The organism is Streptomyces sp. NPDC020747 (genome assembly GCF_044334695.1).
In the GTDB taxonomy this organism is placed as follows: Bacteria; Actinomycetota; Actinomycetes; order Streptomycetales; family Streptomycetaceae; genus Streptomyces.
The window spans coordinates 305268-324691 of the sequence record NZ_JBIRTJ010000013.1 but is presented as its reverse complement, the minus strand read 5'-3'; the positions used below and the strand labels follow the sequence as shown (position 1 = coordinate 324691).

Annotated in this window: 18 protein-coding genes; 5 read left to right on the top strand and 13 right to left on the bottom strand. The window is 71.1% G+C overall.

Annotation, left to right across the window (positions count from 1 at the left end; all coding sequences use genetic code 11):
• Nucleotides 1–89: 89 nt before the first annotated feature.
• Nucleotides 90–815, bottom strand: a complete 726-nt coding sequence (locus ACH4YP_RS32390) for a uracil-DNA glycosylase (protein WP_361052992.1) — start codon at nucleotides 813–815, stop codon at nucleotides 90–92.
• 66 nt (nucleotides 816–881) lie between these two features.
• Between ACH4YP_RS32390 and ACH4YP_RS32385 the strand changes: the two genes are divergently transcribed.
• Nucleotides 882–1388 (top strand): RNA-binding S4 domain-containing protein, encoded by a 507-nt coding sequence (locus ACH4YP_RS32385; RefSeq protein WP_361052995.1) that lies wholly within the window; start codon nucleotides 882–884, stop codon nucleotides 1386–1388.
• Between the two features lie 249 nt (nucleotides 1389–1637).
• Here ACH4YP_RS32385 and ACH4YP_RS32380 read toward each other — a convergent pair whose 3' ends face one another.
• The 3 genes from ACH4YP_RS32380 to ACH4YP_RS32370 form a co-directional block, all read right to left on the bottom strand.
• Nucleotides 1638–2096: a DoxX family protein gene (locus ACH4YP_RS32380; RefSeq protein ID WP_361052998.1), complete on the bottom strand. Its 459-nt coding sequence runs from the start codon at nucleotides 2094–2096 to the stop codon at nucleotides 1638–1640.
• Between the two features lie 148 nt (nucleotides 2097–2244).
• The gene (locus ACH4YP_RS32375) at nucleotides 2245–2937 is read right to left on the bottom strand and encodes a class I SAM-dependent methyltransferase (protein ID WP_398494295.1); all 693 of its coding nucleotides are present in this window, start codon (nucleotides 2935–2937) and stop codon (nucleotides 2245–2247) included.
• A 135-nt stretch (nucleotides 2938–3072) separates the two neighbouring features.
• Entirely contained in the window at nucleotides 3073–4110 is a 1038-nt protein-coding gene (locus tag ACH4YP_RS32370; protein WP_398494293.1) for an acyltransferase domain-containing protein, read from the bottom strand.
• Nucleotides 4111–4145: 35 nt separating this feature from the next.
• Between ACH4YP_RS32370 and ACH4YP_RS32365 the strand changes: the two genes are divergently transcribed.
• Nucleotides 4146–4409 (top strand): DUF6343 family protein, encoded by a 264-nt coding sequence (locus tag ACH4YP_RS32365; protein WP_361053007.1) that lies wholly within the window; start codon nucleotides 4146–4148, stop codon nucleotides 4407–4409.
• A gap of 44 nt (nucleotides 4410–4453) precedes the next feature.
• On the opposite strand, the gene ACH4YP_RS32360 is transcribed toward ACH4YP_RS32365, so the two are convergent.
• From ACH4YP_RS32360 to rpsA, 5 genes are all read right to left on the bottom strand, one after another.
• Complete coding sequence (locus ACH4YP_RS32360; RefSeq protein ID WP_055617514.1) at nucleotides 4454–4834, bottom strand: tetratricopeptide repeat protein; 381 nt, start codon at nucleotides 4832–4834, stop codon at nucleotides 4454–4456.
• A 49-nt stretch (nucleotides 4835–4883) separates the two neighbouring features.
• A complete protein-coding gene (gene coaE / locus ACH4YP_RS32355) occupies nucleotides 4884–5492 on the bottom strand; it encodes a dephospho-CoA kinase (RefSeq protein ID WP_361053010.1) in 609 nt (202 codons plus the stop codon).
• Between the two features lie 24 nt (nucleotides 5493–5516).
• A complete protein-coding gene (locus ACH4YP_RS32350) occupies nucleotides 5517–6455 on the bottom strand; it encodes a PAC2 family protein (protein ID WP_361053013.1) in 939 nt (312 codons plus the stop codon).
• Nucleotides 6456–6636: 181 nt separating this feature from the next.
• Nucleotides 6637–8163: an FAD-dependent oxidoreductase gene (locus tag ACH4YP_RS32345; RefSeq protein ID WP_361053028.1), complete on the bottom strand. Its 1527-nt coding sequence runs from the start codon at nucleotides 8161–8163 to the stop codon at nucleotides 6637–6639.
• 336 nt (nucleotides 8164–8499) lie between these two features.
• The gene (rpsA, locus tag ACH4YP_RS32340; RefSeq protein ID WP_307525612.1) at nucleotides 8500–10011 is read right to left on the bottom strand and encodes a 30S ribosomal protein S1; all 1512 of its coding nucleotides are present in this window, start codon (nucleotides 10009–10011) and stop codon (nucleotides 8500–8502) included.
• Nucleotides 10012–10344: 333 nt separating this feature from the next.
• Between rpsA and ACH4YP_RS32335 the strand changes: the two genes are divergently transcribed.
• Both ACH4YP_RS32335 and hrpB read left to right on the top strand, forming a co-directional pair.
• Nucleotides 10345–11223, top strand: a complete 879-nt coding sequence (locus ACH4YP_RS32335; protein WP_361053016.1) for a class I SAM-dependent methyltransferase — start codon at nucleotides 10345–10347, stop codon at nucleotides 11221–11223.
• Between the two features lie 43 nt (nucleotides 11224–11266).
• The gene (hrpB, locus tag ACH4YP_RS32330) at nucleotides 11267–13834 is read left to right on the top strand and encodes an ATP-dependent helicase HrpB (protein ID WP_398494290.1); all 2568 of its coding nucleotides are present in this window, start codon (nucleotides 11267–11269) and stop codon (nucleotides 13832–13834) included.
• On the opposite strand, the gene ACH4YP_RS32325 is transcribed toward hrpB, so the two are convergent.
• From ACH4YP_RS32325 to ACH4YP_RS32315, 3 genes are all read right to left on the bottom strand, one after another.
• On the bottom strand, nucleotides 13824–14816 hold the full coding sequence (locus tag ACH4YP_RS32325) for a DUF3068 domain-containing protein (RefSeq protein ID WP_398494288.1): 993 nt from the start codon (nucleotides 14814–14816) through the stop codon (nucleotides 13824–13826). The two genes, hrpB and ACH4YP_RS32325, sit on opposite strands and share 11 nt — an antisense overlap.
• A gap of 78 nt (nucleotides 14817–14894) precedes the next feature.
• A complete protein-coding gene (locus ACH4YP_RS32320; protein ID WP_107102620.1) occupies nucleotides 14895–15029 on the bottom strand; it encodes an SPW_0924 family protein in 135 nt (44 codons plus the stop codon).
• Between the two features lie 152 nt (nucleotides 15030–15181).
• A complete protein-coding gene (locus tag ACH4YP_RS32315; protein WP_398494286.1) occupies nucleotides 15182–16912 on the bottom strand; it encodes a lytic transglycosylase domain-containing protein in 1731 nt (576 codons plus the stop codon).
• Between the two features lie 311 nt (nucleotides 16913–17223).
• On the opposite strand from ACH4YP_RS32315, the gene ACH4YP_RS32310 reads away from it, so the two are divergent.
• Complete coding sequence (locus ACH4YP_RS32310; protein WP_398494284.1) at nucleotides 17224–18078, top strand: DUF4184 family protein; 855 nt, start codon at nucleotides 17224–17226, stop codon at nucleotides 18076–18078.
• On the opposite strand, the gene ACH4YP_RS32305 is transcribed toward ACH4YP_RS32310, so the two are convergent.
• Complete coding sequence (locus ACH4YP_RS32305; RefSeq protein WP_398494282.1) at nucleotides 17999–19105, bottom strand: serine hydrolase; 1107 nt, start codon at nucleotides 19103–19105, stop codon at nucleotides 17999–18001. The two genes, ACH4YP_RS32310 and ACH4YP_RS32305, sit on opposite strands and share 80 nt — an antisense overlap.
• Nucleotides 19106–19424: the final 319 nt, after the last annotated feature.

The following is a 19424-nucleotide window of genomic DNA, read 5'->3' as shown; positions in this document are numbered from 1 at the left end:
GTGGCTCCGCCACATGACCCTCCACACCGCACGCCGATCGCACGCACCGACCGCCGCTCCTTCTCCCACGGAGATCCATCAGAAGGGCCCTAGTCCTCGTACGGTCGGATCGGCAGCTCCGCCGCCTGCGCCGCCGTACGCAGCACGTTTCGCAGCATCTCGGGGGTGAGCCGCCCCGTGAAGGTGTTGCGCTGGCTGACGTGGAAGCAGCCGAAGAGTTCCAGCGGCCGGTCAGGGCCGTCCAGCGTGACTCGTGCCCCGTGTGCGAAGGCCGGTCGGGGCCGGGGCACCGTCCACCCCGCCTCGGCGAACGCGGGCAGTGCGGCCTGCCAGCCGAAGGCACCGAGCACGACGACCGCGCGAAGCGTCGGCCTGAGCAGCCGCAGCTCGCTCACCAGCCAGGGCCGGCAGGTGTCCCGCTCCTCCGGCGTCGGCTTGTTGGCGGGCGGCGCGCAGTGCACGGGCGAGGTGACACGTACGCCGTGGAGGGCCAGCCCGTCGTCGATGCTCACGGAGGTGGGCTGGGACGCCGGCCCCACATCGTGCAGCGCCGCGTACAGCACGTCCCCGGACCGGTCTCCCGTGAACATCCGCCCGGTCCGGTTCCCGCCGTGTGCCGCGGGCGCGAGCCCGACCACCAGCAGCGAGGCGTCCGGCGGCCCGAAGCCCGGCACCGGGCGGCCCCAGTACGTCCAGTCCGCGAAGGCGGCCCGTTTCGTGCGGGCCACCTCCTCCCGCCAGTCGACCAGCCGCGGGCAGGCCCGGCACCCGGCGATCCGCTCGTCCAGCTCTGCCAGGGCGCGCTCCTGCTCCATACCCCCACGGTATGCCCGGCGGAAAACGGTTCCGACGGCCCGGCCGTCGAGAGCTAAGGTCGGACCATGGCTTCAGGGACTCAGGGGAACGGCAAGGACGGGACCGGCGCGGGCGGCTCCGACGCCGCCGTGGCCGATGCGAAGACGGCCGCGAAAGCGGCCGCGCCCGCGACCGGCGAGACCGTGCGCGTCGACAGCTGGATCTGGTCCGTGCGCCTTGTGAAGACCCGTTCGATGGGTGCCGCCGCCTGCCGCGGCGGCCATGTCCGGGTGAACGGCGAACGCGTCAAGCCCGCGCACACCGTCCGCGTCGGCGACGAGGTCCGGCTGCGGCACGACGGCCGGGAGCGGGTCGTGGTCGTGAAACGTGTGATCCGCAAGCGGGTGGGGGCGCCGGTCGCCGCCGAGTGCCTCGTCGACAACAGTCCGCCGCCTCCGCCTCGCGAGGCGGTCGCCCCTGCGGGTGTCCGCGACCGCGGTGCGGGACGACCCACCAAGCGGGACCGGCGCGAGCTGGAACGTCTGCGGGGGCTCGGGGCTCCTGATGGCGGCCCCGGGGCACCTACGTCTTGACTTCGGCAGGGCAGGGCAGGGCAGGTGCACGGGGTGCGGGCCGTCCGTGGCCGGTCGCGCAGTTCCCCGCACCCCTGAAGGGGTGCGCCCCCAGACCCGACACCCAGACCCAGCATTCGGCACCGGGCACCCGGCGCTCCGCAGGCAGCAGAGCATCCGGCAGCAGCAGACAGCCCAGCGTCCGGCAAGGCCTCGCGATGACCCACCGGACGCCCGTCCGAACGAACCCCGTCCGCACCCCGTCCGTGCTCAGGAGCGCCCGCGGACCAGCCTCCGCAGCTCCGCGGCATCCCTCCGCCGGGCCCAGGCTATGAGCGCCAGCGGAAGTATCAGGATGAGCGGGGTCGCCGCGTTCTCCCCTCCGAACACGGTGATCTGGGTGATGAACGCGCCCACCATCAGCGCGCCCAGCGACACCGCCGCCACCGACGAGAGCACCGGGATCAACAGAGCGACGGCACCGGCCAGTTCGAGCACGCCGATGCTGTACATCCCCGCGCTGCCCCAGCCCATCTCGTTGAACCCCTCGGCCGCCGAGGGGTGCGCGATGAGCTTGGGCAGCGCGCTCGCGAACGCGTAGAAGAGGGCGAGCAGCACCTGCAGCCCCCGCAGGGCGAGGCGGGCACGACGGCCACGAGCGGTCGCGGACTCGGCGATGACGGTGCCGGTGCCGGTGCCGGAGGTGACGGGAACGGTGGTCTCGGACATGGGGATCTCCTGTGTGAGGCGGTGCGCGTTGGTGTCACAGAGGAAGACCGGCCCGGTGTCCGAAACTCATCGCCGCACGAGGAATTCGTTGCCCCGCAAAGGGGCTTCGCTCTCTTCACGCCGTGAGGCCGGACAGACCGTCACGTCATCACGCCGGCACCGCCCGCACCCAGACCCGGTCCTCCGTCAGATACCGGTCGACCTTCAGCCCCGACTCCCCCAGCGCCTCCTCGAACGCCTCCTTCGTGAGCGGCCGGGCGAGGAACGTCTGCGTCCACACCGCGTCCGGGAACACGTACTCCGCCCGCACCGAGTTGACTCCGTCCCCGACCGGCTCCGCCGACAGCATCCGGATCGTGAACCCGCTCGGATCCTGCCGCTCGCGCGGCAGATTCGTGTGGTAGTCCTCCCTCTCGCGCTGGATCAGCACGCACCCGCCTTCCGCGACATGGCTCCGGCAGGCGTCGAGCAACCCGCGCCGCACCTCGTCGTCCCCGTTGTGCACGAGGAACGACGCGAGCATCACCACGTCGAACTTCTCCCCCGCCAGGTCGAGCGTCTCGATGGGGCTGCATATCGTGCGCGCCCCACGCACCCGCTCCAGCATCTGGGCCGACTCGTCCACGGCCGTCACCGTGAACCCCCGCTCCAGGAGCGGGTGGGTCATACGCCCCACACCGCTGCCCAGTTCGAGAATGTGCGCCCCAGCCGGCACGGCCCCGGCGATGATGTCCGGCTCGTCCCCGACGGACAGCCGCGAGTACAGCTCCACCGCGCAGCCGTCCGGCGTGATGGCGCCGGGTCCTGTCCCCTCGTATCCCTCACGCATCTCGATCGTCATACCAGCCCAACGGCCCGCGTCCGCCGCTCCGTTCCCACCACCGCCCACACCACCCGTTCGAGTGACACCGCGAACTAGCCATGAAACGACCGGTAGTTGACCACTAATGGCGTGAGCAGGTCGTAAATCTTTCGGTCACCACGCGAACCAGCCATGTCCGCCGTACCAGTGACCGCCCGCCCGCAGATGATCCACGACCGCTCGCTCGACCCTGGTCCGCCGCTGCAACCCCTCCACCGGCAGTTCCGGGTCGCCGAAGACGAATCCCACGGGTCCCTTGTCGTCCGCCTTCGTCTCCTCGTACGCGACCTGGAACCGCTCCTGGAAACTCACGATGTTGGAGTCCGCCGGAAGGTACCGCTGCAACTGCCGGTCGAGCAGCCAGGAGTGGCACTCCGCCACCGCGTAGCGCTCGTCCGGGTAGTGGCGGGCGAAGAACTCCCGGGCCAGGTCCAGCGACTGGTCGCAGGCTTCCGGTGACAGAGGTCCCCGGAAGTCGGCGATGTGCACGCTCAGACAGAGGTCGCCGGGGCCGGTGTCGAGCCCCGCGGCCGAGGCCGCCTCCCCCGTGTGGCCGCCGAGCCGCGCGCGCTGGAACTGCAGCCGCCCCAGCTGGTACAGCTCCCCGTGGAAGTGCAGCCCGATCCACCAGGGCACCAGCAGCCCGCTGGTGCCGACGCGTCGCCGGTGCACGGCCATGTGCCGGCCCAGGTCGGCGAGAGTGCGCCGGGACACGTCCGCCGGAACGCCCCGCTGCAGGTGATAGGCGCGCACGTACGGCAGCGCGGCGACGAAGACGAACACGTGGAAGGTGCGCCCCAACGCTCCGGTGGACTCCGGGAACTCGGGCGGCTCCCACCCCTTGCCGATCTCCCCCATGCCGCGTACGAACCGGGCGACGCACCGCCGCAGCAGCGTCATCGCCTCCGGGTCCGCCACCAGCCTGCCGCGCAGCGCGACGAGTTCGTTGACGTACTCGTGCGGCACGGACAGGTCGAGCAGGACGTCCGGCAGCGCGATCGCGTCCGGCAGGACGGCCTCCGCCCGTGGACCGTCGGGCTCGCCCTCGCTCTCCAGGTCCCTCAGCCATCCGGCGAGCCTCTCGTCCGCCCGCAACTCCTCCACCAGCACAGCCGCTCCCCGTTCGTCCGCCTCTTGGTGAACGTGCACCACGAAGAGTACGTTTTCCCGTAGGAGTAGTGGTCCTGATGCGTACGGGCAGTGAACCGACGACTGCGCGCAGTGTGCTGCGAGCGCGACTGTGGCTCAGTGTGTGGGGGCTGGTCTGGGCGATCGCGGGAACGGTCGCGTTCCTCCTCGTCGGCCGGCCGGGCTGGGCGATCGCCTGCGGAGTGCTGTGGCTGATCGTCACCGTCGACCTGTCGATGATCCTCAGACACATCCGCCAGGGCCCCCACTACCAGCCAGGACCCGACATCCCGCCGTACCGACCGCCGGAACACCGCCTCTAGGGCACGCACTTCACCGCGCGGCTCTCAGCGCCAACAGCCTCGTGTCAGGAGTCGAACCGGGCCGCGGCCAGATACTCCGGCTGCGGGTCCAGCGCCGCCGCGAGCCTGAAGTGGCGTAGGGCCTGGTCGGAGCGGCCGGAGCGCTCGTAGGTGCGGGCGAGCGCGAAGTGCGCGAACGCGTTGTCCGGCTCGCGCTCCAGCACGATGGTGAACTCCAGCTCGGCGGGCCGCAGTTGCGCCGCCGCGAAGAAGGCACGCGCGCGAAGCAGCCGGGCCGCGGTGTTCTCGGGGTGTGCGGCGATGACTCGGTCCAGCAGCTTCACCGCACCCCGCGGATCCCGCGCGGCCAGCAACTGCTCGGCGGCACGGAAGTCGATGACATGCGTCTCCGGAGTACGTCCGGTGAATCCGCTGGTCTCGGGCACGACAAAGTCCTTCCCTCACTGCACCCAATCAACGCCCCATAGGGGCCCACTATTCCGAGGCCGCCCGAGCCCGCCGGACCAGATCCGCCCACACGTCCCGTACGCGCCGCCGCAGGGTTTCCAGTGGTACGTCGTTGTCGATGACGACGTCCGCGATCTCCAGGCGCTTGTCGCGCGTGGCCTGGGCGGCCATGCGGGCGCGGGCGTCCTCCTCGGTCATGCCGCGCAGCCGCACGAGCCGGTCGAGCTGGGTCTCGGGGCTCGCGTCGACGACGATCACGAGGTCGTAGAGCCGTGCGAGGCCGTTCTCGGCGAGCAGGGGTACGTCGTGCACGACCACGGAGTCCTCCGCGGCGGCCTCTTCGAGCTCGCGGGAGCGGGCGCCCACCAGGGGGTGCACGATCGAGTTGAGCACGGAGAGCTTCTCGGCGTCCGCGAAGACGATCGACCCCAGCCTGGGCCGGTCCAGGCCGCCGTCCTCGGCGAGCACGTCCTCGCCGAAGGCGTCGACGACCGCCGCGAGCCCGGCGGTTCCCGGCGCGACGACCTCCCGCGCGATCCTGTCGGCGTCGATCAGTACGGCACCGTGCTCCACGAGCAGCCGCGACACCTCACTCTTACCGGCACCGATCCCACCGGTCAGCCCAACCTTCAACATGCCCAAGAGCTTAGAGCGGGGCACCTACGCGTCGCCCTCCCGCTCCGCGAGGAACCGCTCGAATTCGAGCCCGATCTCGTCCGCGGACGGAATCTCCACCGGCTCGGCCAGCATGTTGCCCCGTGTCTCGGCGCCCGCCGCCGCGTCGTACTGGTGCTCAAGTCCCTGGACGAGCGCGACGAGTTCCTCGTCGCCCTCCTGGATCTGCCGGTCGATCTCGGTCTGCGTGCGGTGCGCCTCGGTGCGCAGGGAGTGCGCGATCCCGGGCAGGACCAGGCCGGTGGCCGCCGTGATGGCCTCCATGACGGTCAGTGCGGCGTCCGGGTACGGGGACCGTGCGATGTAGTGCGGCACGTGCGCGGCGACACCCAGGACGTCGTGTCCGGCCTGCATCAGGCGGTACTCGACCAGCGACTCGGCGCTGCCGGGCACCTGCGCCTCGTCGAAGGGGCTGCGGTGGCCCGGGACGAGGTCGTTGCGGTTGCCGTGCGGCGTGAGGCCCACGGGGCGCGTGTGCGGTACGCCCATGGGAATGCCGTGGAAGTTCACGGACAGGCGCACGCCGAGGCGCTCCACGATCTGCTGGACGGCCGCGGCGAAGCGCTCCCACTCGACGTCCGGCTCGGGGCCGGAGAGCAGCAGGAACGGCGCGCCGGTGGCGTCCTGGACGAGCCGCACGTCCAGCGTGGGCTCCTCGTAGTCGGCCCAGCGGTCGCTCCTGAACGTCAGGAGCGGGCGCCGGGCGCGGTAGTCCACGAGCCTGTCGTGGTCGAAGCGGGCCACGACCTGGTGGGGCAGCGAGTCGAGCAGCCGGTCGACGATCTGGTCGCCGGTCTCGCCCGCGTCGATGTATCCGTCGAAGTGGTAGAGCATGACAAGACCTGCCGACTCCTGGGCGAGCGCCATGTCGACGACAGCCAGGCCCTTCGGCTCCCATGCGTACAAACCCTGCGGATCAAGCACAGTGACCGCTCCTCCTCGTGTTCGTACTCCACAACGCGGACCAGGACACGAGCATTCCCCGCTCACGCCCGTTCGCTGCCCCCTTTTACCGGCTTCTCATGCGTCTCGACCGCGCCTCGACTGCTCCTTGCCCTCGCCATGACAGCGCGGCGAGGGCACGACAACGCCATGCAGGCCGGCGCTACGACGCCAGCACGCGCGCGTGGAGCGCGGTGACGGCCCTGCGGGCGGACGTGAACGCTCCGTGCTGCCAGGCGTCCGTGTAGCTGAGCCAGTCACCGGCGAAGTGGACGCGTCCCGTCGGCTCGTTGAGAGGCTTGTAGCGGGCGTGGTCGGGACCGCCGGTGGTCGTGTGCCAGGCGGCCTCCAGATGGGGTGTCTGGCGCCAGTGGTGGGAGAAGGAGGACGCCAGTTCGGTGCGGTACTTCGCCCCGTAGATCTTCACTCCCGCGGCGACCGCACGCGTCTCGCGCTCCCTGGGCGTGAGTTTCGCGTACGCGTCCGCGTCGGCCCCGTAGTTGTAGTAGCCGATCATGACGCCGCGCTCTCCGTGGAAGCCGTGGGACGGGTGCCAGATGTGGGTGACGTCCTGGTCGGTCTCGGTGATGCCGCCGTAGATCCGGTGGTCGAGCTCCCACCAGCGGGAGCGGTACTCCAGGCCGATCTTGGCCGCGGACGACGGGGTGATCGCCTCCAGCGCGCTCTGTACGCCCGCGCCCAGGTTGTGCGGGATCCTGGCGAGGATGTTGGGCGGCAGCGTGCCGACGCAGTAGTCGGCGTCGATGCTCCTGGTCCGGCTGCCCTGGGTGTACGTGACGGTGACACCACTCCCCTTGTCGGTGATTCTCGAAACGACGGCCCCCGTACGCACACGATGGCCCCCGATCGCCCTCGTCAGGGCACGCGGTATCCGGTCCATGCCGCCCACCGGCTGGAACATCAGCATCGCCTGGTCGAAGCCGAACTCGAAGGAGAAGTAGCGGCCGACGCCGCTCGCGAACACCTCGGAGGCGGACGGGACATCACCGAGAAGCACACCGGGGGTCCCCGCGGCCGCGGGGACGACGTCGTATCCGCGACGCTCGCCGCCCGTGTAGTCCAGCGTGTCCCCCAGGTCGCCGAAGTCCTTGAGGAACTCGACGAGCCTCTCCCGGTCGGTGGCCGTCAACTCCGCGTCGAGAGCGCCCGTGTCGGTGGCCTTGGCGAGCAACTCCGAGACGTACCCGTAGACATCGGCCTTCGCCGTGCGGTACCGCATCGGCTCGGTCATGCCGGCCGACTCGTTGAAGAGGTACGCGTCCGCGTTGACGTTGGTGAACACCTCTACCGGGACGCCGAGTTCGCGGCAGTAGTCAAGAGTGACCATCCACTGGGGCAGACGGGCCGGGCCCGCGTTCATGTACTGCCCGTCGCCGAAGCGGGCCGTCTGCCTGTTGCCGTACAGGTCGGTGGTGGTGTCCCCGCTCCGCACCGTGAAGTTGCGGCCACCGGTGCGGTCTCTGGCCTCCAGGACCGTACAGTCGTAGCCCGCCTTGCCGAGTTCGTACGCGGTCGTGAGGCCGGCGATGCCTCCGCCGACGACGACCACCTTGGCCGCGCCGCGTCCGGTGAGCGTGAAGTCGCTCGGCTTCGGGGCGTGGAAGGGCAGTTCGCGCTGGGCCGCCTGGGCCGTGGGGGCGAGGCCGAGGGCTCCCATGGTGGCGAACATCGTGCCCGCGCCGCCGGTGAGGCCCACCTTGCGCAGGAACGAGCGCCGACTCGTACCAGGACCGCTCTGAGGCTGTGCCATGACTGGGCTCCCCTTCTCGATCTTGAACGACCGGGGAAGCCTCCCAATGGCCGGTTACGGCCCGTCAGTTATTCGTGTATCCCGCAAGTTTCTGCAACCGCGAGCTTTCCGGCCGGCTGAACGCCTCCGCCGCCGCCGAGCACGGGCACCAGGCACGACAGAGACCAGCCCGGGCAAGAGCAACGCACCGCGGGCCCGCACCCAGAAGGGTGCGGGCCCGCAGTCACCAGCTAGTCACTGCCTAGAGGTGTGCGATCAGCTCTGGCCTCCGGCCAGCTTCTCGCGGAGGGCGGCCAGCGCCTCGTCCGACGCCAGGGCGCCGGAGTTGTCGTCCGACTCCGAGGAGTACGAACCGCCGCCGCCACCACCGCTGGAGGCGGCCGGAGCCGCACCCGGGGTGGTGACACCCTCGGCCTCGGCCTGGGCGTCCGCCTCGCGGGACTTGATGACCTGCGCCTGGTGCTGCTCGAAGCGCGTCTGCGCCTCGGCGTACTGGGTCTCCCACACCTCACGCTGGGATTCGAAGCCCTCGAGCCAGTCGTTGGTCTCGGGGTCGAAGCCCTCGGGGTAGATGTAGTTGCCCTGGTCGTCGTACGACGCGGCCATGCCGTACAGCGTCGGGTCGAAGTCGACCGTGGCCGGGTCGGCACCGAAGGCCTCGTTGGCCTGCTTCAGGGACAGCGAGATCCGGCGACGCTCGAGGTCGATGTCGATGACCTTGACGAAGATCTCGTCGTTGACCTGGACGACCTGCTCCGGGATCTCCACGTGGCGCTCGGCCAGCTCGGAGATGTGGACCAGACCCTCGATGCCCTCGTCGACGCGCACGAACGCACCGAAGGGAACGAGCTTGGTGACCTTACCCGGGACGACCTGACCGATCTGGTGCGTACGGGCGAACTGCTGCCACGGGTCTTCCTGCGTCGCCTTGAGCGACAGGGAGACACGCTCGCGGTCCATGTCGACGTCGAGGACCTCGACGGTGACTTCCTGGCCGACCTCGACAACCTCGGAGGGGTGGTCGATGTGCTTCCAGGAGAGCTCGGAGACGTGAACGAGACCGTCGACGCCACCCAGGTCCACGAAGGCACCGAAGTTGACGATCGAGGAGACGACGCCAGAGCGGACCTGACCCTTCTGCAGGGTGGTGAGGAACGTCTGGCGAACCTCGGACTGGGTCTGCTCGAGCCAGGCACGGCGGGACAGGACCACGTTGTTGCGGTTCTTGTCCAGCTCGATGATCTTCGCCTCGAGCTCCTTGCCCACGTAGGGCTGGAGGTCGCGGACACGGCGCATCTCGACGAGAGAAGCCGGCAGGAAGCCACGGAGGCCGATGTCGAGGATGAGACCACCCTTGACCACCTCGATGACGGTGCCGGTGACGATGCCGTCCTCTTCCTTGATCTTCTCGATGGTGCCCCAGGCGCGCTCGTACTGGGCGCGCTTCTTCGAGAGGATCAGGCGGCCTTCCTTGTCCTCCTTCTGGAGAACAAGGGCTTCGATCTCGTCGCCGACCTTGACGACCTCATTGGGGTCGACGTCGTGCTTGATCGAGAGCTCGCGGCTCGGGATGACACCTTCGGTCTTGTAACCGATGTCGAGCAGGACCTCGTCCCGGTCGACCTTCACGATGACGCCGTCGACGATGTCGCCGTCGTTGAAGTACTTGATCGTCTCGTCGATCGCGGCGAGGAAGGCTTCCTCGTTACCGATGTCGTTGACCGCAACCTGCGGGGTGGTGGCGGTGGTCTCGGTGCTGCTCGTCATGTGGGTAAGGGCTCCGGTACGGACAGTGAGTCGTAGGTACTGCTTACGCCGGGAGCCCGTTTCGCTCTGAAGAAGGCCGGACAGCCAAGGAAGCGCCGAATCCGGGCGTGTTCTATGACGAACACTTGCCGGTGGCGCCTCGAAAACCGAGGGGACATACAACAGATGCGAGCGCAGCCTGCTACGTCTGAGGAGCGCAGGCCCGCAGCGCAACTTGTAGCATACGGGGGCAGCCGGACAGGGTCAATGCGCGAAGGCGCACACCCGGGGCGGAACACCGCATACCCGGCACAAGACCCGTCTCACGAGGCCACGAGGGCCCTGCGGCACCCCTTGCGTGACGGCCGCCGGAGACGGGTCGGACGGAAGAGCCCGCAGATTAGTACGAGGGAGCCGATCATCCAAGAGCCCGAACCGTTCGAGCCCGAGGCGACACGACGGGAGGCGGGGTCCGGCGAAAGCACCCGCGCCAATCGTGGCTGGTGGGACCGGAACGCGGACGAGTACCAGGTCGAGCACGGCACGTTTCTCGGCGACGACCGTTTCGTGTGGGGCCCCGAGGGCCTCGACGAGATCGAGGCCGAGTTGCTCGGCCCGATGGAGGAACTGGCCGGAAAGGACGTCCTGGAGATCGGCGCGGGTGCCGCCCAGTGCTCGCGCTGGCTGGCCGCCCAGGGGGCCCGTCCGGTCGCCCTGGACCTCTCCCACCGCCAGCTCCAGCACGCGTTGCGGATCGGCGCCAAGGGGGTGGGGCTCGTGGAGGCGGACGCCGGCGCGCTGCCGTTCGCGGACGCCTCCTTCGACCTCGCCTGCTCCGCCTACGGGGCGATGCCGTTCGTCGCGGACCCCGTGACGGTCCTGCGGGAGGTGCACCGGGTGCTGCGGCCCGGCGGCCGGTTCGTCTTCTCCGTCACGCACCCGATCCGCTGGGCGTTCCCCGACGAGCCCGGCCCCGAGGGCCTCACCGTGGCCTCCTCGTACTTCGACCGGACACCGTACGTCGAGCAGGACGACGCCGGCCGCGCGGTGTACGTCGAACACCACAGGACGATCGGCGACCGCGTCCGGGACGTGGTCACGGGCGGTTTCCGGCTGGTCGACCTGGTCGAGCCGCAGTGGCCCGCCTGGAACACCCAGGAGTGGGGCGGCTGGTCGCCCCTTCGGGGAAACCTCATCCCGGGGTCGGCGATCTTCGTGTGCGAGCGAAGCTAGATGGGGGCACCCCCGGCCGGAGGCGGGGGGAGAGACTGAGCATGTGATCCGTTACGACGCCCTCGACCTCCTGCCCGTACGCGGTGCGCTGCCCGGCCTGGGCGACGCCCTGGACGCGCACGGCGGTGCCGTGCTGGTCGCGCCGCCGGGCACCGGCAAGACCACCCTCGTGCCGCTGGTGCTCGCCGGTCTGGTCGGCGACGGGCCCGTACGCCGGGTCGTCGTCGCCGAGCCGCGGCGGATCGCGGCGCGGGCCGCCGCGCGGCGGATGGCGTGGCTGCTGGGCGAGAAGGCCGGCGAGAGCGTCGGGTACACGGTGCGCGGGGAGCGGGTGGTGGGGCCCCGCGCGCGCGTGGAGGTCGTCACGACCGGTGTGCTGCTGCAACGGCTGCAGCGGGACCAGGAGTTGACGGGCGTCGACGTGGTCGTCCTCGACGAGTGCCACGAACGGCATCTGGACGCCGACACGGTGGCCGCGTTCCTGCTGGACGTACAGGCCGCGCTGCGCCCCGAGTTGCGGTTGGTGGCCGCCTCCGCGACGACCGACGCCGAGGGGTGGGCGACGCTGCTGGGCGAGGTGCCGGTGGTCGAGGCGCAGGGTGTGTCCCATCCGGTCGAGGTGGTCTGGGCGCCGCCCGTACGCCCCGTACGGCCGCCGCACGGCATGCGGGTGGACCCGGTGCTGCTGACGCACGTGGCGTCGGTGGTGCGGCGGGCGCTCTCCGAGCGCGACGGGGACGTCCTGTGCTTCCTGCCCGGTGTCGGGGAGATCGCGCGGGTCGCCGGGCAGCTCGGCGGGCTCGGTGATGTCGAGGTGCTTCAGGTGCACGGGCGGGCGCCGGCCGCGGTGCAGGACGCGGTGCTGTCCGGGGGTGCGCGGCGCCGGGTGGTCCTCGCGACGTCGGTGGCCGAGTCGTCGCTGACGGTTCCGGGGGTGCGGGTGGTCGTGGACTCCGGTCTGGCGCGGGAGCCCCGGGTCGATCACGCGCGGGGGCTGAGCGCGTTGGCGACGGTACGGGCCTCGCAGGCGGCCGGCCGGCAGCGGGCGGGGCGTGCCGGGCGCGAGGCCCCGGGCGCGGTGTACCGGTGCTGGGCCGAGGCCGAGGACGGGCGGCTGGCGCGTTTCCCGGCGCCGGAGATCAAGGTGGCCGACCTGACGGCGTTCGCCCTCCAGGCGGCCTGCTGGGGCGATCCCGACGCCTCGGGGCTGGCTCTGCTGGATCCGCCGCCGACAGGCGCGATGGCGGCCGCTCGGGGCGTTCTGGAGGCCATCGGCGCGGTGGGCTCCGCCGGGCGTGCGACGGAGCGGGGTGTACGGATGTCGCGGCTCGGGCTGCATCCGCGGCTGGGGCGGGCGTTGCTGGACGCGGGGCACTCCGTGGGTGCGGAGCGCGCCGCGGAGGTGGTTGCCCTCTTGAGTGAGGAGCCGCCGCGGGAGTACGGGGATGACCTCGCGTCGGCGTTGAGGGGTGCCCGGCGCGGGGGTGACGCGTATGCCGGGCGGTGGCGTACGGAGGTTCGGCGGCTGCGGGCCGCGTCGGCGCCCGCGCCTTCGGCGCGGGATCTCTCCCGCCCGCACACCGCCCGTGACCGTCGCCCGGGGGAACCGAACGCCAACGCTCCGGGCGGAGCCCATACCGACGATCACGCCGCCGGGCTCGTCGCCGCCCTCGCCTTTCCCGAGCGGGTTGCCCGGAAGCAAGGGGGCTCCTTTCTCATGGTGTCCGGTACTCGGGCCGAGGTGGGTGACGGGAGTGGGCTGCGGGACGCGGCCTGGATCGCTGTCGCCGTCGCCGACCGGCCCGTCGGCGCTGGGCACGCGCGCGTGCGGCTCGGGGCCGTGGTGGACGAGGGGGTCGCGCGCGAGGCGGCGGGGGCCCTGTACGGCGAGGGCGACGAGGTGCGCTGGGCCGACGGGGACGTCGTGGCGCGGCGGGTCGAGCGGCTGGGCGCGGTGGAACTGGCGGTGCGGCCGTTGCGGAACGCCGAGCCCGGGCTCGTACGGGAGGCGCTTCTAGAGGGGTTGAGGGACGAGGGATTCGGGGTGCTGCGGTGGTCCCGGGACGCCGAGGGGCTGCGGCAGCGGCTCGGGTTCCTCCACCACCGGCTCGGTGCGCCCTGGCCCGATGTGTCGGACGACGCGCTGCACGCGCGCGTGGACGAGTGGCTGGAGCCGGAGTTGGGCCGGGCACGGCGGCGGGCCGATCTGGAGCGGATCGACGCCGGGAAGGCGCTGGCCCGGCTGTTGCCGTGGGCGTCCGGGGAGGCGGCCCGGTTCGACGAGCTGGCGCCGGAGCGGATCGAGGTGCCGAGCGGGTCCAGGATCCGGGTCGACTACGCGGATCCCGAACGGCCCGTGCTGGCGGTGAAGTTGCAGGAGATGTTCGGGGCGCGGGAGTCACCGGCCGTCGCCGGGGTGCCCGTGGTCGTGCATCTGCTGTCGCCCGCGGGCCGTCCGGCGGCCGTGACGTCCGACCTGGTGTCCTTCTGGCGGGACGGCTACCGGGGCGTACGGGCGGAGTTGCGCGGCCGGTATCCGAAGCATCCGTGGCCGGAGGACCCCGCGACCGCGGAACCGACCCGGCACACGAACGCGCGCCTCAGGCGCTGACCGGTTCCGGTTCGCGGGTCTCCGCCGGTGAGGGGTCGCCCGGGCGGCGGCTGCGGGCCTCCAGGTAGAGGGAGAGCGACAGCAGGCCGGCGCCCAGGACCAGGAAGCCCCACGGCAGGTACGAGGTCATCAGCAGGACGAGCAGCCGCTGGGACTTGACCAGGTCGACCGTCGAGCGGATGTAGTCCTCGCGCATCTTCACGTGCCCGGCGAAGGCGGTCACCTTCTCGCGGCCCCCCAGGAGGGTGCCGCCGCGCAGTTCCTCCTTGTGGATCTCTTCTCCGTAGACGGGTGCTCCGGTGGTGGGTTCGACCCAGAACCTGCGGACCGTGGTGTACCAGCGGGTCGTTCCCGTCTTGGCGACCGACTCCGGGGTGATGCCTTCGACGGGCATGGTCTTCGGGAGGGGCACCTTGGTCCAGGGGATGGTCTGCTCGAAGTAGTAAACGTTTACGCCCCGGAAGTCCCGCTCGCCCTCGTAGTGGATCGGCGCGGTGATACGGGCCTGTGCGTCGAAGTACTCGTAGTCCCTCTTCTCCGTGAGGAAGGGCCACTTGAACTCGATGCCCTCGCGTTTGACCGGGTCGCCGTCGACCATCTCGCCGGTGGCGTGGACGGGTTCCTGGGTGTGGGCGTCGAAGATGTAGCGCTCGGGGATCTTGGAGACCATCTTGCCGTCGGGGCCCTGGACGTAGGAGAGGCCGTCCCAGACGACGACGTCGCGGCCCGCGGTCTTCTCGATCTTCTCGGAGGCCTCGACGTTGCCCCTGAGGGTCTGGACGACGGTGACCTTGTCGACCTTCTTGGCCTTCATCGTGCCGTAGTCGAGGAGGGTCGCGTCCTTCGCCTCCAGGACCATGTCCTGGTACTGGCCGGCCGGGATCTTGGCAAGGCGCGGGAAGGCGTACCAGCGCATCAGCGGGGACAGGGCCGCGAAGAACACGGCGAGGGCGAGCAGGATCAGGCTGGCCTTGCGGCGCATCTCGGCGGCCCTCCCTGTGCGTTGGGGATGTGCGTCACGGGCGTGCGGTGCGGGCGTGTGTCACAGGTGGCTCGTGTGTCACGGGTGGCTGGGGACGGTGGTGAGCAACGGCTTGGGTGACGTCTTGCCCGCCGGTGAGCCCATGGCCGTGATGGTGAGCACGAGCGCGAGCGCGACGGCGAGACCGGTCGCGGCGGCGATCAGGGCACGCATGCGGGCCTCCCGACTCGGCGAAGCTGATACATCGTCAGGTCGGGCACCGTAGCAACGGGCGGGCGAGATGAGAACACGTTGCACACACAGAACGACGGTGTCCTTCCACCCGGCCGGGTGGAAGGACACCGTCGTTCTGAAGGCCTGCGAGGCTACGAGGCGGAGGGGCTCGGCGAGGAGGAGGCGGCGGCTGCCGTCACCTTCAGCTCGACCGTCAGCGTGGCGCCGCCGGTGGTGGTGATGCGCAGCAGGAACGTGCCGGCCGTGTCGTCCGCGTACAGCTTCGGCAGCTTCAACAGGCCGTTCGCGTCCGTCTTGAGGCCCGCGAGGGTCCGTACGGTCTTGCCGTCCGCGTCCTTGAAGTAGGGGCCCTTGTCGTTCGCGGTCGCGTCGCCCGCGGCCTTGATGAGCGTGGCGGTGGCCGCGACGCCGTCCGCGGCGGCACCCTTGTTGGTGGCCTTCACCTCGACCTGGTCCGCGAACTCGCCGCCCGCGACGCAGGTCAGCGCGGTGTCGCTGGTACGGGCGAGGGCGTCGGCCTGGCGCGCGGTGACCGTCGCCTTGTAGTCGAGGCCGGAGACGGCACGGCCGACGACGGTGGCGCGGACCGTGAAGTCGCCCGTCTTCTCACCGGCCTTGAGCGCGGGCGCGGTGGCCACGCCGGAGCTGTTGGTGACGACGGTCGCGACGCTCTCGCCGCCGGTGAAGGCGGCGTCGGTGTCACCGACGATCGTGAACCGGACCCGGACCTTCGCGACGGCCTTGCCGGCCTCGGTCTCGGTGCGGGTGGCGATCTTCTCGGCGAAGGCGTCGCCCGCGGTCGCGGTGAGCTTGGCGGTGCCCGCGTCCTCCAGGTGGTCCACCGTGTCGGTGGCCGTGGGAGGCGCCGGAGTCGTCGGTGGCGTGCTCGGGGGCGGGGTCGTGGTGGGCGGCTTCGGGGTCGGGCTCGTGGAACCGCCGCTGCCCGGCGTCTGGGAGCCGCCGGTCGGGGTCGTGCTCGGCGAGGTCGGCGTCGGGGTCCGCGTCGGGGAGGAGCTCGACCCGTTGTTGTCGTCGCTGCGGCCGGAGGGCAGCGTGCCCGTGCCGTCCGGGACCTCGTGGGTGCCCTCGCGGTAGTAGTCCAGCCACGTCAGAACCGTGTTCACGTAGTGCGTCGAGTTGTTGTAGCTGAGGATCGCGCGCCTGAGGTCGGCCCGGTCGGACAGGTCCCAGCCGAACCGGCACAGGTAGCCGCCGGCGGCGAGGGCCGCGTCGTAGATGTTGTTGGGGTTCTTCTTGCCGTCGCCGTTGCCGTCGCGGCCGGCCCACTCCCAGGTGGAGGGGATGAACTGCATGGGGCCGACGGCACGGTCGTGGGTGCTGTCCCCGTCGTACGCGCCGCCGTCGGTGTCGGTGATCTTCGCGAAGCCGATGCCGTTGAGGACCGGGCCGAGGATCGGGCTCGTCGTGTTGCCGTCGGCGTCGACACGGCCGCCGCGGGCCTGCCCGGACTCGACCTTGCCGATGGCGGCGAGGAGTTCCCAGGGGAGGTTGCAGCCGGGCTTGGACTCGCCCAGCGCCAACTCGGCCTTCTTGTAGGCGTCGAGGACGGTCGCGGGTATGCCGGCCTCCGCCTCGCCCGTGCCCGTCGGCGTCCCGGTGCCCGTGGTGGGCGACGGGGTGGGGCTGTTGAGCGGCGGAAGGTCGGTGTAGTACGGCGAGTTGCCGGTGGCGCTGTTTTCGGCGTTCGGGTCGGACGACGGCTGGGAGCCGGTGTTCTGTCTGCTCTGGGCGGTGTCGGTCACGCCCGGCGCCTGGGACGCGGACAGCGCCGCGACCGCGACCGCGGCCACAGCGGTGGTTGCCGCCCCCTTGACAACTCGCCTGCCGAATTGCGCCGCCATTGCGTGAACCCCTCCCGTGGACGATCGCCCGCGCCTCGCGCGTTTCCTGTTGTCAGGCCGCACTTCCCCCAGCACGGCGACCCAGGCGACCCTACGACAACTTCCGTTGCGCAGACACCCGTTCGTGCCCGATTTTCACCGGTTGGCCATATCCCGTTTCTCCTGCCCCGGCGCCCTGGGGGCATGCGGGACCCACGGGAACCGCTGCCCGCATACTGAGCGTCATCGATCAAGGGATCGCCGGGACCGCAGGACCGTTCGGAGATCACCGGGCCGTCGCGTGCGGTCAATGTCGTTCGCAAGGAGCCCCGTTGCCGTTCACCCTCAGCCATGCCGCGGCCGTTCTGCCCGCCGTGCGCACCGACGGGACCGGACGCGGCCGACTGGTTCCGGCCCTGCTCGTGGCCGGTTCGTTCGCGCCCGACATGACCTATTACGCGGCGAGTGTGCTGCCGGAGGCGATGGAGTTCGGCGACTTCACGCACTCCTTCACCGGGGTGTTCACGGTCGATGTGCTGATCGCCTGGGCGCTCGTGGGCGCCTGGCTGGTGCTGCGCGAGCCGTTGGTGGCTCTGCTGCCGCGCGGGCGGCAGGGACGGGTCGGGGCTCTCCTGCGCTGCGGTGCGCCGCGCGCCCGCGTCCGGCCCGCACTGGCCCTGTGGTGGTACGTGTCCGCGGTGGCCGGTTCGTTGACGCACGTCGTGTGGGACGCGTTCACGCATCTCGACCGGTGGGGCATGCGGGTCTTCCCCGTCCTCGGGCAGGAGATCGCGGGCTCGCCGCTCTACTGGTATCTGCAGTACGGCGGTTCGGCGGTCGCCGCGGTGGTGATCGCGGGCTTCGTGGTGGTCGCCCTGCGGCGGCAGCGCGACACGGAACCGGTGGGGGTGCCGGTGCTGTCCGCACGGGACCGGTGGCTCGCGGCGGCCGTGATCGGTGGCTGCGCGACGGTGGCCGCGGTGCGGCGGGCGACGCGGTGGTGGGACCAGTGGGCGTCGACCGCGAAGCCCTGGGAGCTGATTCCCACCGTGTGCTTCGGGGCGGGGGCGGGACTCGCCGTTGGCCTCGCGCTGTACGGCGTGGCGGTCAGGGTGTGGCGTCCGGCTCCGGTTCGTCCCAGCCCGGCAGTGGCTCGTACGGAGCCGAGCCGTCCGACTCCTCGCTGATCGCGGTCTCCGGGGTGAGGTCCCGGCCGATGCCGCGGCCCTGGCCCAGGCCCCGGTGGACTGCCTGGGCTATGCGCTCGATGGTGCGGACGCCGTACGCCATCGTGGGGTTGTCGTGGGACAGGACGACGATGCGGTAGCCGCGGCCCTCGCCGGTGAAGGCGCCGATGCTGTGGACGCGCCAGCCGTGGGTGGCTCTGGGCAGCCAGCCGTTCTTGACGTGTGCCGTCAGTCCTTGCGGCATGCCCGCGGGGACGCCCCAGCGCTGGTCGGCACGCACCTCGGAGAGCAGTTTCAGGCCGTAGGCGCGGGTGCGGAGGAAAGACTGGGCGTTCGTCAGTACGTCCAGCAGGCGCAACTGGTCGGTGGCCGTGGTGCGGGTGAGGCCCCAGTAGCGGTCCGGGCCCAGGAGGGTGGCGCTGGTGCGGACCCGGGTGAGGAAGTCGTTCAGATAGCTGCGGCCCAGGTCGGCCCACAGCCGCACGGCCGAGTCGTTGTCGGAGCTGACGATCATGGGGCGTACGTTCGCCTCCTCCCGCTGGGTGAGTCGGCGCCCCAGCTCCTCGGCGCGGCGGAGCAGCCCCTCCATGATCAGCACCTTGACGACGCTCGCCGAGTCGTACTGCCGCTCACCGGCGCGTGCGCAGGTCAGTCCCGTGTCGTCCTGCACCGCCAGGGAGACCGTGCCGTCCCTCCCCGACAGGGCCGCCTGGATGTCCTGGGCCAGCCGGGCGGCCAGGTCGGGGGCGTGGGGGGCCTGGCAGGTGACGGTGTCGGTGGGGTCGGCCGAGGAGGCGTGGTGGCCCGTGACGCCCTGCCGGAGCTGCCGGTCGGTCCAGTCCGTCCAGTCGGCGGCGTCGGCCGGGACGCGTCTGGTCGTGGCACCGGCCGGGATTCTGGGGCTGGCCGCGGTGGCCGCGACGGCGGGGACCGGGGTGAGGAGCACGGAGGCGAGGGCTGCGACGAGGGCGGTACGGCAGTGTCGTACGTACCGCACGCGCTGTATGTGTCGTATGTGAGGACCCATGCCCGCATCCTTGCGGGGCGCTCCGCTGGGGGCTTCCGGTCGGGGGCCACGCGGGTGACGGGGCCCTCCGGGGGTTGGGGGGAGGCGGAGGGCTCTGTTTGTCGGGTGCGGGCGGGTCGGGGCTGGCCGCGCAGTTCCCCGCGCCCCTAAAAGATGAAAGCCAGGGGCGCAGCCCCGCTTTCAGGGGCGCGGGGAACTGCGCGGCCGACCCAAACGAACCCGCACCCGACACACCACCCCGACCCCACCCACCCAGGGGCGCGGGGACCTGCGCGGCCAGCCCCCACCGACCCGCAGCCGAATACCGCGCCCCCCGGAG

Excerpts from the sequence above, each read along its gene's own strand:
- ACH4YP_RS32345 (WP_361053028.1), bottom strand. The coding sequence starts at position 8,163 with ATGTTCGCCACCATGGGAGCCCTCGGCCTCGCCCCCACGGCCCAGGCG.
- ACH4YP_RS32315 (WP_398494286.1), bottom strand. The coding sequence starts at position 16,912 with ATGGCGGCGCAATTCGGCAGGCGAGTTGTCAAGGGGGCGGCAACCACC.
- ACH4YP_RS32365 (WP_361053007.1), top strand. The coding sequence starts at position 4,146 with ATGCGTACGGGCAGTGAACCGACGACTGCGCGCAGTGTGCTGCGAGCG.
- ACH4YP_RS32390 (WP_361052992.1), bottom strand. The coding sequence starts at position 815 with ATGGAGCAGGAGCGCGCCCTGGCAGAGCTGGACGAGCGGATCGCCGGG.
- coaE (WP_361053010.1), bottom strand. The coding sequence starts at position 5,492 with ATGTTGAAGGTTGGGCTGACCGGTGGGATCGGTGCCGGTAAGAGTGAG.
- ACH4YP_RS32375 (WP_398494295.1), bottom strand. The coding sequence starts at position 2,937 with ATGACGATCGAGATGCGTGAGGGATACGAGGGGACAGGACCCGGCGCC.
- ACH4YP_RS32320 (WP_107102620.1), bottom strand. The coding sequence starts at position 15,029 with ATGCGTGCCCTGATCGCCGCCGCGACCGGTCTCGCCGTCGCGCTCGCG.
- ACH4YP_RS32325 (WP_398494288.1), bottom strand. The coding sequence starts at position 14,816 with ATGCGCCGCAAGGCCAGCCTGATCCTGCTCGCCCTCGCCGTGTTCTTC.
- ACH4YP_RS32305 (WP_398494282.1), bottom strand. The coding sequence starts at position 19,105 with ATGGGTCCTCACATACGACACATACAGCGCGTGCGGTACGTACGACAC.
- rpsA (WP_307525612.1), bottom strand. The coding sequence starts at position 10,011 with ATGACGAGCAGCACCGAGACCACCGCCACCACCCCGCAGGTTGCGGTC.
- ACH4YP_RS32380 (WP_361052998.1), bottom strand. The coding sequence starts at position 2,096 with ATGTCCGAGACCACCGTTCCCGTCACCTCCGGCACCGGCACCGGCACC.
- ACH4YP_RS32385 (WP_361052995.1), top strand. The coding sequence starts at position 882 with ATGGCTTCAGGGACTCAGGGGAACGGCAAGGACGGGACCGGCGCGGGC.